The sequence below is a fragment of the Qiania dongpingensis genome, from assembly GCF_014337195.1.
Lineage (GTDB): Bacteria > Bacillota > Clostridia > Lachnospirales > Lachnospiraceae > Lientehia > Lientehia dongpingensis.
The window spans coordinates 679,546-694,497 of the sequence record NZ_CP060634.1 but is presented as its reverse complement, the minus strand read 5'-3'; the positions used below and the strand labels follow the sequence as shown (position 1 = coordinate 694,497).

Below are 14,952 nucleotides of genomic sequence, written 5' to 3'. Positions count from 1 at the left end.
GGTTTTTACCTCCCTGCGGCCGGGAAAATTCTGCTAACGGCTTTGCGGCGCTCGCCTTACGATGGAATCGGATTGTTCCTCCCGCTCCTCTTGCCGCACCAAAGTAGGCGCTCGTTTGTTATAAAAGCCATTGGGGCGGCCCACCGCGGCCCGCTGCCGTTAGGCGCGCGGGCCGTATGGATATCCAATCCTTTTCTGGAATCAGGGACATGGCGCCTATCTTTAACGGTGCGACAGAAAAAAAACGGCAGAAAGATTCCGGGCCGGCCTAAAGGTGAGCGCCGCAGGGCAGCTGCCGGTGTTCCCCAGGCGGAGGGAGGCAGAAACGAAAAATACCGATTCCGTTTCTGAGCGAACCGGAGACGGGAAATCATCCGGATTTCCCGCCGACATGTGAGCGGTACTGCCGGAGCGGGGATAAAACGGCCCCTGCATCGCCAGCGAACCGAAATCGTGACGGCCCGGAACTTCTGCCGGTATCTAACTGAGGTTTGATCTGAGCTTATTAAAAAATGATTCCAAAAAGTATTTAGTATCATACCCAAGGGCATCCCTTAATTCATGCCCTCCGGGCGGGCGCACTTTGTGCGGCGAGGTATGGTCTTCAGTACAGGATTCCCCCTAGGATTCCGGTAACCACCATGAGAAGGATAGGATTGATTTTCCATTTTCTCAGGACAAACAGGCAGGCAACGAAGACGATGACTGCGGTCCAGTCTATGGCGGCTCCTGCCTGTATCGTGCTGCTGCCGGTGAAGGTCAGCAGGAGGATGGTGACCGCAGCAGAGACGATCAGGCCGAGAGAGGCAGATTTAAGGCCGTTTAGGACTTCCAGAGCATAGGTTGAGTTACGGTGTTTTTGAAAAAAACGGTAGAGCAGGATAGAAAGGCAGATTCCGGAGATGATACATCCCAGAGTAGCGGCTATGGCGCCCGGAAGCCCCGCAATCTGTATGCCGACAAAGGTGGAGGTATTGACAGCCAGGGGACCCGGTGTCATCTGGGAAATGGTGATAATGTCGGTGAAGGTCTGCTGGGTGACCCAGCCATGCCTGTTTACCACCTGTTCCTGTATCAGAGGAATGATCGCATATCCGCCGCCGATACTGAAAAGCCCAATCTGAGAAAAAACGCCCAGCAGTTTAAGTAAAAGATTCATCACATTTTTCCTTTCTCTGTTTTTGCCATATACGCAGGATACAAAGCAGACAGCAGACGATCAGAATCAGAGCCACATTGATATTCAGGAAAAAGACCGCGCAGAAGGCAGCGGGTACCATAGCGGTCAGGAGAATGGAACGTTCTTTGAGTACCATGGCGCACATATCGGCTACCAGGTCTACGATCAGCGCGGCAACTCCCGCCTGCATTCCTTTCAGTATGGCCGCGATTAAATGATTGGATGCGAAGGCGGCGTACCAGAGAGAAACAAGTGACAGTATGGCGAAAGGCGGGATGACCGCGGCCGCGCAGCTTATGACTGCGCCGGCAAATCCGGCCGTATGATATCCGGCCAGGGCGGACAGATTGATTGCAATGGCCCCCGGGGTCGACTGGGCGACGGCGGCCATGGATACAAGCTCTTCTTCGGTGAACAGCCGTTTTTGAAATACAAAATACTTTCGGATCATGGGAACTACGACGTACCCACCGCCGAAGGTGAACGTGCTGATGAACAAATTGACGCGGAAGAGCCAGAACCAAAGCCGGCAGGATTCTTTAATGCCAGGTTTTGGAGATTCTTTCGAGGAAACTGAGTTCTGGGATACAGACATGTCTGTGTCCTCCTTTCCAATTCTTAGTGATTTGCCAGGCTTTATGTAAGCCTCCTGAATTATTATAGGCCTTGATATGACATTCGTAAAATGATATAATTTTGAGATATCCATTAATAAAATTCATGAGTTAGAAAGACGGAGGAAAGATTATGGCGATGACACTGCGGCATTTTCGGATATTGCAGACAGTGGCGGAAACGGGCAGTTTCACAAAAGCGGCTGACAGGCTTTATATCACCCAGTCTGCCGTATCCCATGCCATTCGGGAAATGGAAGAGGAGGCCGGTACAGAACTGTTTGACCGGCTTCCTAGAAAAGTGCGCCTGACGCCGTGCGGACAGCTTTTGCTGGAAGAGGTTACGCCAATCCTGGCTTCATGTGATACATTGGAGGCGCATATGGGACGATTGGAATACCAGGCTCCCCTGCGTATCGTATCAAGTATCACCATTGCCTCCTTCTGGCTTCCGGAGGCCCTGCGGAGCTTTCACTCGGAATGGCCGGATACGGAAGTGTATGTGGATGTGGCGCCGGCTGCCGGCGCTATGAATCTTCTGCAAAAGGGAAAAGTAGATCTGGCGCTGACAGAAGGGACTCTTCCACAGGGGGCCTATGTCTGCGAGATTTTTGCTTCCTATTCCATGAAGATCCTTTGCGCCCCCGGTTACCGAAAAAAGCCGGGCCCGGCGGATGTGAAGGAACTGAGCCAGGAAAAGCTGCTGCTTCGGGAAAAAGGGAGCGCGGTCCGGGATACCTTTGACAGCGCGCTGTATTTGAACGGGTATGCCGCTTATCCGAGATGGACGAGTGTAAATTCCCAGGCGCTTATGGAAGCGGCGAAGGCAGGTCTGGGAATTACTGTGCTTCCTGAGCCTCTCGTGGAAAAAGAGATACGAAAAGGAGAGCTCATCGAGCTGGAGGTACCTGATCTTAAGCTGGAGAATGAGCTGATAGCGGTCCGCCACCGGAGCAAATATGTGACCATGCCGATGCGCGGACTGCTTAAATCTGTTCGTTCATGTAAGGGCAGAACTGCGAAAGGACAAGAAATCCCCCAAATCTGACATGCCTTGTCTTGTCCTGTCAAAAAAAATAAAAAAGTGTAAAAGCACTACGAAAGATGTCCCTGCATAAAGTAATAGAAAGAACTTGCCGGGGTAGCCTTTTCATGAAAACCTTCTTAAAGCCCTTGACTATTTCAGAGGAGCGTACATTTTTGGAGCAGCTGAAGCAAGGGGAGCGGGAAGCGAAAGATGTGCTGGTGGAGCGCAATATGCGCCTGGTGGCACATATTGTAAAGAAATACAGCCAGACGGATTATGAGATGGAGGATCTGATCTCCATCGGCACCATCGGTTTGATCAAAGCCGTGGATACCTTTAATCCCGACCGGGCAAACAGGCTGGGGACGTATGCGGCGAAGTGCATCGATAATGAGATCCTCATGTTCCTCCGGGCTGAGCGGAAGAAAGGCCGGGAGGTTTCTCTTTATGAGCCCATTGGCACGGACAAAGAGGGCAATGTCATCAGCCTGGTAGACATCATAGAAGCAGAGAGTAAGGACGTGGCGGAAAAAATATCCACGGACCAGGACATCAAAAGGATGCATGAGGCCTATGGGGAGATACTGAGTGACAGGGAGAAACAGGTGATCGCCATGCGGTACGGCCTGTTTGGGGGAAAAGAACATACACAGCGGGAGGTGGCCTCTGTTCTCGGGATCAGCCGTTCCTATGTGAGCAGGATAGAGAAGGGAGCGCTTCTAAAACTGCGGGATGTGATGGACAGGAAAAGCTTGTGAAGCGGACGGTCTTATGATATGATATGCAAAATACGGATACCTGCGAAATGCCAGGTACGAGGAGGATGACATATGGAATGGCTTGGGACCCTGGAACACGGGATTTTACTTTTTATACAGGAAAACCTGCGGGCCGGCTGGCTTAACGGCTTTATGAAGGCGGTCACATCCTTAGGAGATGTGGGGTGGTTTTTTATTGTCCTGGGCATAGCCCTCCTCCTGTATCCAAAGACCAGGAAATATGGACTGTTTGTGCTGGCGGCTTTGGCGCTGGATTTTGTGATTCTCAATTTGGGGCTTAAGAATTTGGTGCAGCGCGCCAGACCCTTCAACCAGTATTCGGATCTGATTCCGCTGGTAGCGGCGCCGCGGGATTTCTCTTTCCCGTCGGGACATTCCGGATGCTCTTTCGCGGCGGCCTGCGTGCTCTGCCTGACTTTGCCGAAGGGAAAGAAAATCTGGGGCTATGCTCTGCTGGTGCTGGCTTTTCTGATCGCATTTTCCAGGCTGTATGTCGGGGTCCATTTCCCGACTGATGTGCTGGCCGGGATGCTGATAGGCTTTCTCTGCGCGCTGGCGGTGGCTCTGTTCTGCCGGAGACAGCAGCGGAAGACTGCAGAGAACCATAAAAAAGATTAAGAGAAAAGATTTTTGAGGATTTGTGAGCCGGCTGGTTTAGCCGGCTTTTGTTTCGGTTGACAGAGTAAATGGGGCGGCGTAAAATGGACATGCAGAAAAAGCAAATAAGAACCTGAAGCAGGAGGGAAATATGGGAAGGATTTATCATGGGATTGAAGAGATCACAGGGCATACGCCTCTGCTGGAGATGAGACGCCTTACGGCTGGAGAGGGGATAGAAGCGAGAATCCTGGGAAAGCTGGAATATCTGAATCCGGCAGGAAGCTCGAAGGACAGAGTGGCGGTCTCCATGATTGAAAAGGCTGAAGCCGACGGGCGGCTTTCGCCGGGAGCTGTGATCATTGAGCCGACAAGCGGAAATACGGGGATTGGTCTGGCAGCTATTGCCGCGGCGAAGGGGTATGAGGCGATGATCGTGATGCCGGATACCATGAGTGTGGAACGGCAGAAGCTGATGACAGCCCATGGAGCGAAGCTCGTTTTGACGGAAGGGGCTCTGGGGATGGCGGGAGCCATCGCAAAAGCGGAGGAGCTGGCGAAAGAGATCCCTGGCAGCATTGTGGCCGGACAGTTTGCGAATCCGGCCAATCCAAAGGCGCACTATGAGACCACAGGACCTGAGATATGGGAGGATACCGAGGGCATGGTGGATATTTTCGTGGCTGGGATAGGAACAGGCGGGACGATTACCGGTGCGGGCCGGTATTTGAAGGAAATGAACCCTGCGGTGAAGGTGGTGGGAGTGGAGCCTGCGGATTCACCGGTCCTGAGCGGCGGACAGGCAGGCCCTCACGGCCTGCAGGGCATCGGAGCCGGTTTTGTGCCGGAGGTTTTGGATACTTCCATATATGACGAGCTGATCTGCGTCACTACGGAAGAAGCCTATGAGGCGGCGAGAGCCATCGCAGCCAAAGAGGGCATCCTGGTGGGAATCTCTTCAGGAGCGGCGGTCTTTGCTGCCATAGAGCTGGCTAAAAAGCCGGAGAATAGAGGATGCAGCATTGCGGTGCTGCTGCCGGACTCAGGAGAACGGTATCTGTCTACGAGCCTTTTCGGTGAGTGATCCTGCGGTACAGGATGAAAGACCGGAGGAGTGACGGACCGGAGAAATGACAGAATGAGGGAAAAGAGAGGATTTAAAGATCATGTCTTATTGTACGGAATGTGGGACAGAGCTGAAAGAAAAATTTCTGGAAAATGAGGGGATGGTCCCTTACTGTGAGACCTGCCGGGCATATCGGTTTCCTACCTATAACGTTGCCATCAGTACCATTGTATACAGCCCGGATTCGGAGAAAATCCTTCTGATAAAGCAATATGGGAGGGATAAAAACATCCTGGTTGCCGGTTATGTGAACAAGGGAGAGGCGGCAGAGCATGCTCTCGCCAGAGAGGTGAGAGAGGAAATGGGACTTCATGTGACGGAATGCTGCTTCAATGAGAGCGAGTATTTTGCCAAGAGCAATACGCTGATGCTCAATTTTGCGAGTATTGTGGATTCAGACGATCTGAGCCGAATGACAAAGGAAGTGGATTATGCGGCCTGGTATACGCCGGAGGAAGCGAAGGAGGCGATCAGCCACGGGAGCCTGGCGGAGAAATTCCTTCTTCGCTGGCTGGCAAAAAGAAAACGGTATGACAAGGCGTATGACAGCTGCCTGTTTTGAAAACGGCTGCGGAAGCAGTAATTGTGTTTTATTCTGGTGGAAGAGAATTCTTTGCGATAACGGAGGGTTTGTCTACAGTGTGAAGGGTACCAATATGGTACCCTTCATTGTTTTCGCTTACTTTGTTAGTGAACAATTTGAGAACCGTAAGATAGATTGATCTGGATGCCACTACCTCCCCATCCATCATTAACTACAGCATAAGAATAGGAACCTGTAGCATTATATAACCAGGTGGCCCTACATAGTAAATCTTATTAATATTAGGAGCAGCAGTTATGAATTTATTATTTGATTCCACAGAGAATTCAACTACTACCTTATTTACTAAATCATATATTGGGTATCCTGCGTTTTCAAAGGGTACATAAAAATAGCGGGATACACCACTGGCAGATATGAAATAAACTAATTCATCTTCCTTTAGGAAAACATCATGGATTGCAATTATTTCCTTGATTGCAATAAAATTACCAATGGAAGTAGAACACATTGTAAGTATTATAATACAGCAACATATAACTTTTTACCTTTTATTTTCATATTCTTCCCCGATTTCAATTAATTTCTTTTGGATTTCGTCTACAATCGTTTCATTTACATAAAACGTTTTGTTTATGATACCGTCATAACTTATCACTTCTTTCTTAAAGGTTGTACTCCTTTTTTCAATTCCGTCCGTATTGAAAAAACGCAAATGTATCCTCCAGCCGCCTGCTCTTCGACCTAAAAAATCATAAAAAGCTGTTTTTTTCAAAGTGTTGATTTCATCGCATAATTCTGTAATAATATCAGGATCACGTATGTAATATTGTTTGACACCATATTCTGAATGAACAATCACGGAAATTTTTTCTATATACTCACCAGATAATTTGGGTACATGCCTCACATATACAATAATTAAAAATACTATTAATAAAACTGAAAAAAGGATTAAAATTTTTTTCATATTGTCACCACCTAAATGAATAGACTGATTTTATGGCAAATTTGTTTGAACGATTTATATTTACTTTTTTCAGCCTAAAAATTAAAAAACGGCGGCGGAATCTCTTCCGCAGCCGTTTTAGTTCTATTTATATTTTTCTTCACAGTACGCGCACCGGTATACCTGGTTTTCTTCATCGGCCAAGAGAAAGATATGGGGCAGCTCCTGCTCAATGGAGGTGATGCAGCGTGGGTTTTTGCATTGGATGACATTGGTGAGCTTTTTCGGAAGCTTTACAGTCCTTTTTTCCACGATTTTTTCATCTTTGATGATATTGACTGTGATGTTGTGATCGATATATCCGAGCACATCCAGATCCACAACATCCAGGCCGCCTTCTATTTTAAGGATATCCTTGCGCCCCATCTTATTGCTCCTTGCATTTTTGATGATGGCCACCTGGCAGTCCAGCTTGTCCAGCTTTAAGTACTTATAAATATCCATACTCTTGCCGGCCTGGATATGGTCAAGGACAATGCCATTTTTCAATCCGCCTATATTTAACATATATTTTCATCCTTTCTATAAAATATAACAGCAGTCAAAATTTCCGCCGGAAGCCTTATCCTTCCACTGAGATGCCGAGTAGAGTGAGGATGAGCGCCATCCGGATATAAACGCCGTACTGCGCCTGCTGGAAATATGCGGCTCTGGGATCGTCGTCCACTTCTACGGAAATCTCATTGACACGGGGGAGCGGATGCAGGATGCTCATATCCGGCTTGGCATTTTCAAGCTTTGATTTATCCAGGATATAACAGTCCTTCATGCGGATATATTCTTCTTCATTGAAGAACCGTTCCTTCTGAACACGGGTCATATAAAGAATATCCAGGGACGGCATGGCGGTTTCCAGGTCACGGACTTCTTCATAAGGGATATGGTTGGCGTCCAGCACATTTTCCCTTATATAGCTGGGGACCCTCAGCTCCTCCGGAGAAATGAGCACAAACCGGATGCCGGTATAGCGAACCAGTGCGTTGATCAGAGAATGAACAGTACGGCCGAATTTCAGATCTCCGCACAGTCCTACGGTCATGTTGTCCAGACGCCCCTTCAGGGAACGGATGGTCAGAAGATCGGTCAGGGTCTGGGTGGGATGCTGGTGTCCGCCGTCGCCCGCGTTGATCACAGGAATACGGGATTTTGTGGCAGCTACCATGGGCGCGCCCTCTTTGGGATGGCGCATGGCGCAGATGTCCGCGTAACAGGAAATCACGCGTATGGTATCGGAAACGCTTTCTCCCTTCGCAGCTGAGCTGGAATCGGCAGAAGAAAAACCAAGAACACTGCCCCCTAGATTAAGCATCGCTGCTTCAAAGCTTAAACGGGTGCGGGTACTTGGTTCATAAAATAAAGTGGCAAGTTTTTTGCCCTTACAGGCTTCGGAATATTTGACCGGATGGGCTTCGATATCACCAGCCAGATCCATAAGGCGATTCAGCTCGTCTACCGAGAAGTCCAGAGGACTCAGTAAATGTCTCATGTGTGAACATCCTCCTTTTTTTCTTTTGTACCAGTATATACGAAAACTTCAAAATACGCAATATATTCCATAGACAAATTGAGGTATTTTTTGTAAAGTATAAGTAGGGCACAAACGGTGGCTTTGAGAGGTAAATATGAAGATTACAGATAAAGAACAGACTCATGACAAAAAAAAGAAAAGTCTGTGGGAGCGGGCTCCGATGCTCTGCATGGTGCTGGCGGCCCTCGGGATAGTGGCCCTGGTGATAGGGATTTTCATAGTGAAAAAGTCCGTTGAGCATAACCAGATATTGTCTCATTCGGAAACCTTTTATGAAGGGATCTTTGTGGAAAATATTCCCCTGGATGGGCTTACCATGGACCAGGCCAGGGAAAAGGTGGCTGCCGCGGTGGAAGGGCGCTATACCTGGGCGGTCAAGGTGGACTGCGGAGGAGAATCATACGATGTGGATAATATCCTTACGCACAATACAGACGAGATTCTGGCGGAGGCTTTCCGCCTGGGGCATGAGGGCAGCGATGAGGAACGCCTGTCGGACATCACGCTTTTAAAACGGAAGGCCAAGTATTATACGGTATCCGATTCTTACGAAGAAACAAAACTGGAGAAGGCCGTTGCAAACGTAGCCGCCCGGTATGACGTAGCCGCTAAAAACGCGGCTCTGACTGGATATGATGAAGAAGACGGATTCCAGTATTCTGCGGAGGAGTCTGGACGGCAGGTGGACCAGGAGGATCTGAAGACCAAACTTCGGGCAGCGCTGGATGTCCAGGATTATGACGCCGCTCTGGCCGGAAAAGTGTCTGAGGTCATTCCGGAGCTTAACCTGGAGCAGGCAAAGGAAGCCTATACCTGTATTGCGAAGTTCCGCACAGAAGCGAACGTGAACAGTGAAGACCGGGATCATAATGTAAAATTGGCTTCCGATACCATCAACAATACGGTTTTGGCGCCGGGTGAAGAATTTTCCATGAACGCCCTGGTGGGCGAGACGAATGAATCCCAGGGATACAGGCAGGCCGCGACCTATGCTCAGGGGCAGGTGGTTCCGGAGTTCGGCGGAGGCGTGTGTCAGGTATCCTCTACCATATATAACGCAGTCGTGAAATCAGGACTTAAGACCACAGAGAGGAACAGTCACAGCATGACGGTCTCCTATGTTAATCTGGGAGAGGATGCTATGATCGCCTATTCCTATTCGGATCTTAAATTCGTCAACAATTCCTCCGGCAATGTTCTGGTCTTGGTGGATGCCGACGGCGCGGAGGTGACTTGTTATATTTACGGGATCCCCGTACTGGAGGAAGGGGTTTCTGTTATGATGGATTCCAAAATAGAAGAGACGCTTCCGATTCCGGAGCCGGAATATGTGGAGGATGATACCCTTGCGCCGGGAGAAGAAAAATATAAGAGTTGGGGAAAGGAAGGCTACCGTGTGGTCACCGATCTGGTGGTGATGAAGGATGGAGTGGAGATCAGCCGTGAATTTCTCCATAACAGTACCTATAATCCTCAGACGCCGATAATCCGCAGAAACAGCGGGAGCTGATACCGCATATTAAAAGTTTCGATCCCTGCCACATGGCAGGGATTCTTTTATTTCATACCCAAGGGCATCCCTTAATTCATACCCTCCGGGCGGGCGTACTTCGTGCGGCGAGGTATACCCAAGGGCATCCCTTAATTCATGTCCTCCTGGCAGGCGCACTTCGTGCGGCAAGGTATGTTATTCTTGACATCCGTTACATATGAGGTATAATAGTTTTGGATAAAACAGTTCTTAATCGAACTAAATTACATAGATGGAAGGGAGGGACCATATGAATCAAAACACAGAAATACTATTATCCGTCCGGAGGATGATCAAATTATATGAGCTTTGTCTCAAGAACGTCTGTGAGGCGTATCATCTCACGCAGATTGAGGTCAATATCATCAGTTTTCTTCACAACAATCCTGAAAAAGATACGGCAGGAGATATTTCAGAAATACGAATGCTGCCAAAAGGAAATGTCTCTCAGGGTGTGGAGGCCCTCATCCAGAAGTCACTTCTCTATCGGACACCGGATAAAAGGGACCGGCGTTATATCCATCTTTCTCTGACTTCGGAAGCCTTACCTCTAATAATGGAGCTGGAAAAAGCCAGGAAGCAGTTTCTGGAACAGATATTTGACGGATTTTCTCCGGAAGAATGCCGACAGTATATGACACTAAATGAAAGAATCATAAATAATACAATCATTGGTTTGGAAAGGAAGCAGCAGTAAAATGAATGATACGAAGAATTTTTTAGGAACGGAACCGGTAGGCAAATTATTGTGGCGTCTCGCATTGCCTACGGTAGCCGCGCAGCTTATCAATATGCTTTATAACATCGTAGACCGTATGTATATCGGACATATCCCTAATGTGGGAGCCATGGCTCTGACCGGCGTAGGCGTCTGCATGCCCCTTATTATGATTGTCGCCGCTTTCGCGGCCCTGGTCAGCAACGGCGGGTCCCCCAGAGCTTCTATCTTTATGGGCAGGGGAGACATGGAATCCGCAGAGAAAACATTGGGCAATTGTTTTTCCCTTCAGATACTGATTTCTCTCGCTTTAACTGCCATCCTCCTTCTTTGGAACAGGGATTTCCTTCTGGCTTTCGGCGCCAGTGAAAATACCATCGATTATGGCGTCAGCTATATGAATATCTATGCCATCGGTACGATATTCGTCCAGCTGACTCTGGGAATGAACGCTTTTATTACGGCTCAGGGCTTTGCCAAGACCGGAATGCTCTCTGTCCTCATCGGAGCTGTCTGCAATATTGTGCTGGATCCAATCTTTATCTTCGGATTCGGGCTCGGAGTCCAGGGCGCCGCTCTGGCTACAATCCTTTCCCAGGCTGTTTCCTGTATTTGGGTAATGGCGTTCCTGTTTGGAAAAAAGACTATACTTAAGATCAAGAAACAGTATCTCGGTTTAAGCCGGAAGATTATCCTGCCCAGCCTGGCTCTCGGTCTGGCGACCTTCATCATGCAGGCCAGTGAAAGTGTCATCTCCGTCTGCTTTAACTCCTCTCTTCTGAAATACGGCGGAGATATCGCAGTCGGTGCCATGACCATATTGACCAGTGTTATGCAGTTTGCCATGCTGCCTCTCCAGGGATTGGGTCAGGGCGCCCAGCCTATCATCAGCTATAATTACGGCGCTGGAAAATCAGACCGGGTAAAGGCCACCTTCCACCTGCTCCTGAAAGCAAGCCTTACCTATTCTATTCTCCTCTGGTCCTGCGTTATGGTGTTCCCGCAGATGTTCGCCGCCATGTTCACATCCGACGCAGCGCTGTTAAGCTTCGCTAAGACGGCCCTTCGGGTTTATATGGCCTCTATGTTCCTGTTCGGTATCCAGATGGCCTGCCAGATGACTTTTACTTCCCTCGGCAATGCCAAAGCATCCATCGCCGTGGCCGTGACCAGGAAGTTTATCCTTCTGATTCCTCTTATCTACGTTCTGCCGCAGATATTAAGATCGAATCAGACCATAGCCGTTTATATGGCGGAACCGATTGCCGACGCTATTGCGGTCACCTTTACCGCCGTATTATTCACTTTCCAGTTCCGGAAGGCTCTGTCGGCGCTGACCGCCAGGTCAAAAACAGAGGCGGAGGAGTGTAAATAAGCATGATACAAAATACTTTTTGGAATCATTTTTAATTAGCTCCGATTAAGCTCCAGTTTAGCATCGGCAGAAGTTCCTGACCGTCACGATTTCGGTTCGCTGGCGATGCAGGGGCCGCTTTATCCCCGTTTCGGCAGTACCGCTCACATGTCGACGGAAAATCCTGATGATTTTTCGTCTCCGGTTCTCTCAGAAACGGAATCGGTATTTCCGTTTCTGCCTCCCTACGCCTGGGGAACACCGGCCGCTGCTCTGCGGCGCTCACCTTTAGGCCGGTCCGGAATCGTTCTGCCGGTGCCCTGCCTGCCGCACGATACTGGACAAATTTCATTTCTTAGATTCCAGAAAAGGATTGGATATCCCCACGCCCGCGCGCCTCATGGCAGCGGGCTGCGATGGTCCGCCCCAATGGCTGTTATAACAAATGAGTGCTTATTTCGGTGCGGGAGAAAGAGCAGGAGGAACAATCCGATTCCATCGTAAGGCGAGCGCCGCAAAGGCGTTAGCAGAATCTTACCGGCCGCAGGGAGGCAAAAATCGCATATCATGCGGATTTTGTTGGAATCTGACATGGAAAAATTAAGGTTTATCCATGTCAGTTGAAAAGGACCGACTGGAGGCCGTAAAGATCCTGGTTACGGCTGCCAGCGAGCCGCCTGGATGGAAGCGGATTTCCTCCTGTCTTAATCTAATGCTTAATCGCGTAAATCATTTGTTTGAAAGTATTACAAGGTATACCCAAGGGCATCCCTTAATTCATGCCCTCCGGGCAGACGCACTTCGTGCGTCAAGGTATGCCTTATCGCACGAAGTTAAGTCCTATAAAAAGGGAGCCATGAAAAGATGAATGTTTATCTTTTCATGGCCCCTTTTTCGGTTATCCATAAATACGGATATTATTTGATGGGATCATAATATTTGGATTCGTAATATTTATAAAGAGCCTTATATTCTTCGGTAAGTCCACGATGCATGAGCTGCTGATATTCATGGGAGTCGAAGCTCTTGGAGGAATTCAGCTTTTCGATAACGTGGAGGGCGATATTGGAACAGTGATCGGAGATTCGTTCCATATTGGTCAGAAATTCCGTCAGGGAGATTCCCGCTTGTACGCTGCAGTCGCCGTTGCTGAGCCGCTCAATATGATGGGTTTTCAGAGCTTCCTTCAGCACATCGATGACCTCTTCCAGGGGTTCCACACGGTAGGCGACCACCAGATCGTCATTTTTATAAGCCTCCAGGGTAATGGTCACCACATGTTTTACGGCTTCCGTCACGATTCTGATTTCCTCAAGGCCTTTTTCGGAGAAATAGATGCCCTGTTCCTGGTTGAACTGGCCTACCTCCGCCACGTTGACGCAGAGATCGCCGATTCGTTCGAAATCACCGACGCTGTGCAGGAGCTCCGCCACCTCCTTTTGGTCTTCCCGCCGGATATTCTGCGAGGTGATGCGGACTAAGTATTCGCCGAGAGCCGTTTCACATTTATCCAGGAAATCTTCATTTTCATTTAGCTTTTCAAAGGTCTTTTCATCAAAGTGGTGCAGCAGAGTCACCGCCATGTCATAATTCTCCTGGATGGTCTCCCCCATGCTCAGAGTTACCTTACGGCACTGTTCCAGAGCAACGGTGGGCCTGTCTAAGAAAATATCATCCAGCAGGGCGAGACTGGAATCCGCACGGGAAGGTGCGTCGTCCTTCAAAATCTTTTTGGAGATAGAGACCAGGCCGCTGCAGAACGGAAGCAGGATGACGCTGGTAGCGATGTTAAACAGAGTATGGAAGTCGGCGATATTGCCTCGGGTCATGGATTTTTCCCAGAAGCCGAAGCCTACGAGGCTTTGGAAGCCGTAAATTCCCACCAGAAATAGGATGGCGCCGATGATATTGATCATCAGATGACAGACTACCACACGCTTGGCATTTTTATTGGTTCCTATACTGGCGATCAGGACCGTGATACATTTGCCGATGTTCTGCCCGATGATGATAGGGGCGGCCATGGAAAAGGTGACGGTGCCGGTAGAGGAAATGGCCTGCAAGATACCGACGGAAGCAGAGGAGCTCTGCAGGACCGCTGTGACTACTGCGCCCAGCAGGACGCCCAGCAGGGGATTGCGGAACATGAAAAAGATTTCCTGAAAGGCATTGGAATCCTTGAGCGGCGCCAGGGCGGACTCCATGGTGGTCATGCCGAAGAACAGGATGCCGAAGCCGATCAGAAGATGGGCGATGTCCCTGGTCTTTCTGCGCTTGGTGATCAGAATCATAAAAGAACCTACGGCGATCACGATAGGCGCGAAGGAAGAAGGCTTGATCAGCTCAAATATCAGCTGAGAACCTGACAAGTCGCCCAGCCGGAGAATCTGCCCGGTGATGGTAGTACCGATATTTGCGCCCATGATGACTGGTACGGTCTGGGCAAATTTCATAATCCCGGCGTTCACAAAGCCCACCAGCATTACCGTGGTGGCCGCGGAACTTTGGATGACACCGGTCACAACGGCGCCCAGCGCCAGCCCTTTCAGGCGGCTGTTGGTCAGGCGCTCCAGAGTGCGCTCCAAACCGGCGCCGGCAATTTTCTCAAGCGATGTGCCGAGGAGGCTCATGCCATATAAGAACAGGCCGATGCCCCCGCAAAGAGTTAAGACAGAAAATATAGTCAAAGTTATCCCTCACTTCTTTTGTAAATTTTTTCTATAGTTTTTGTAAAGTCTCTATAAAGACACTATTTCCATATTAGTATAAATGAAGAGAAGCGTCAATGAAAATTTTGTCCTCCTTTCAAATTAAGCCGGGTCTTGTATCCTGCCCCCTGGAATGGTATACTTATATTTCAGACATGCGGTATCATGTCCGGATGGAAGTCTTCCTAATCTATGCCGTACATCGGCGCCGGAGATTGGGAAGAAAGAGAAGTGGAG

16 protein-coding genes are annotated in these 14,952 nt (G+C 49.2%); 9 read left to right on the top strand and 7 right to left on the bottom strand.

Annotated elements, in window-relative coordinates; translation table 11 throughout:
- Positions 1-274: 274 nt before the first annotated feature.
- Positions 275-397 carry a hypothetical protein gene (locus tag H9Q78_RS14470; protein ID WP_283245060.1) on the top strand — a complete coding sequence of 41 codons (123 nt, stop codon included), beginning with the start codon at positions 275-277 and terminating at the stop codon, positions 395-397.
- A 207-nt stretch (positions 398-604) separates the two neighbouring features.
- Here the strand turns inward: H9Q78_RS14470 and H9Q78_RS03305 are convergent, their stop codons facing one another.
- Both H9Q78_RS03305 and H9Q78_RS03300 read right to left on the bottom strand, forming a co-directional pair.
- Positions 605-1,159, bottom strand: a complete 555-nt coding sequence (locus H9Q78_RS03305) for a chromate transporter (protein WP_249303584.1) — start codon at positions 1,157-1,159, stop codon at positions 605-607.
- Positions 1,143-1,775: a chromate transporter gene (locus H9Q78_RS03300; protein WP_249303582.1), complete on the bottom strand. Its 633-nt coding sequence runs from the start codon at positions 1,773-1,775 to the stop codon at positions 1,143-1,145. Before H9Q78_RS03300 ends, H9Q78_RS03305 begins: the two co-directional genes overlap by 17 nt.
- Before the next feature lie 152 nt (positions 1,776-1,927).
- On the opposite strand from H9Q78_RS03300, the gene H9Q78_RS03295 reads away from it, so the two are divergent.
- The 5 genes from H9Q78_RS03295 (at position 1,928) to H9Q78_RS03275 (ending at position 5,885) form a co-directional block, all read left to right on the top strand.
- Complete coding sequence (locus H9Q78_RS03295; RefSeq protein ID WP_249303581.1) at positions 1,928-2,842, top strand: LysR family transcriptional regulator; 915 nt, start codon at positions 1,928-1,930, stop codon at positions 2,840-2,842.
- A 104-nt stretch (positions 2,843-2,946) separates the two neighbouring features.
- Complete coding sequence (sigK, locus tag H9Q78_RS03290; RefSeq protein WP_231061327.1) at positions 2,947-3,579, top strand: RNA polymerase sporulation sigma factor SigK; 633 nt, start codon at positions 2,947-2,949, stop codon at positions 3,577-3,579.
- Positions 3,580-3,651: 72 nt separating this feature from the next.
- Complete coding sequence (locus H9Q78_RS03285) at positions 3,652-4,218, top strand: phosphatase PAP2 family protein (RefSeq protein WP_249303580.1); 567 nt, start codon at positions 3,652-3,654, stop codon at positions 4,216-4,218.
- 130 nt (positions 4,219-4,348) lie between these two features.
- The gene (gene cysK, locus H9Q78_RS03280) at positions 4,349-5,281 is read left to right on the top strand and encodes a cysteine synthase A (RefSeq protein ID WP_249303579.1); all 933 of its coding nucleotides are present in this window, start codon (positions 4,349-4,351) and stop codon (positions 5,279-5,281) included.
- Between the two features lie 82 nt (positions 5,282-5,363).
- Positions 5,364-5,885, top strand: coding sequence for an NAD(+) diphosphatase (locus tag H9Q78_RS03275; protein ID WP_249303578.1), 522 nt, complete (start codon positions 5,364-5,366; stop codon positions 5,883-5,885).
- A 526-nt stretch (positions 5,886-6,411) separates the two neighbouring features.
- Here the strand turns inward: H9Q78_RS03275 and H9Q78_RS03270 are convergent.
- From H9Q78_RS03270 to pyrB, 3 genes are all read right to left on the bottom strand, one after another.
- Positions 6,412-6,837: a hypothetical protein gene (locus H9Q78_RS03270; RefSeq protein ID WP_249303577.1), complete on the bottom strand. Its 426-nt coding sequence runs from the start codon at positions 6,835-6,837 to the stop codon at positions 6,412-6,414.
- 123 nt (positions 6,838-6,960) lie between these two features.
- Positions 6,961-7,383, bottom strand: coding sequence for an aspartate carbamoyltransferase regulatory subunit (locus H9Q78_RS03265; RefSeq protein WP_147595545.1), 423 nt, complete (start codon positions 7,381-7,383; stop codon positions 6,961-6,963).
- A gap of 55 nt (positions 7,384-7,438) precedes the next feature.
- Positions 7,439-8,362 carry an aspartate carbamoyltransferase gene (pyrB, locus tag H9Q78_RS03260; protein ID WP_249303576.1) on the bottom strand — a complete coding sequence of 308 codons (924 nt, stop codon included), beginning with the start codon at positions 8,360-8,362 and terminating at the stop codon, positions 7,439-7,441.
- 136 nt (positions 8,363-8,498) lie between these two features.
- Between pyrB and H9Q78_RS03255 the strand changes: the two genes are divergently transcribed.
- The 3 genes from H9Q78_RS03255 to H9Q78_RS03245 all read left to right on the top strand — a co-directional run bounded on the left by H9Q78_RS03255 (position 8,499) and on the right by H9Q78_RS03245 (position 12,028).
- Complete coding sequence (locus H9Q78_RS03255) at positions 8,499-9,914, top strand: VanW family protein (protein ID WP_249303575.1); 1,416 nt, start codon at positions 8,499-8,501, stop codon at positions 9,912-9,914.
- A gap of 271 nt (positions 9,915-10,185) precedes the next feature.
- Entirely contained in the window at positions 10,186-10,632 is a 447-nt protein-coding gene (locus H9Q78_RS03250) for a MarR family winged helix-turn-helix transcriptional regulator (protein WP_249303574.1), read from the top strand.
- Between the two features lies 1 nt (position 10,633).
- Positions 10,634-12,028, top strand: coding sequence for an MATE family efflux transporter (locus tag H9Q78_RS03245; protein ID WP_249303573.1), 1,395 nt, complete (start codon positions 10,634-10,636; stop codon positions 12,026-12,028).
- A gap of 31 nt (positions 12,029-12,059) precedes the next feature.
- Here the strand turns inward: H9Q78_RS03245 and H9Q78_RS03240 are convergent, their stop codons facing one another.
- Together H9Q78_RS03240 and H9Q78_RS03235 are read right to left on the bottom strand one after the other, a co-directional pair.
- Positions 12,060-12,359, bottom strand: a complete 300-nt coding sequence (locus H9Q78_RS03240) for a hypothetical protein (protein ID WP_249303571.1) — start codon at positions 12,357-12,359, stop codon at positions 12,060-12,062.
- A 565-nt stretch (positions 12,360-12,924) separates the two neighbouring features.
- The gene (locus tag H9Q78_RS03235) at positions 12,925-14,694 is read right to left on the bottom strand and encodes a Na/Pi cotransporter family protein (protein ID WP_249303570.1); all 1,770 of its coding nucleotides are present in this window, start codon (positions 14,692-14,694) and stop codon (positions 12,925-12,927) included.
- Positions 14,695-14,952: the final 258 nt, after the last annotated feature.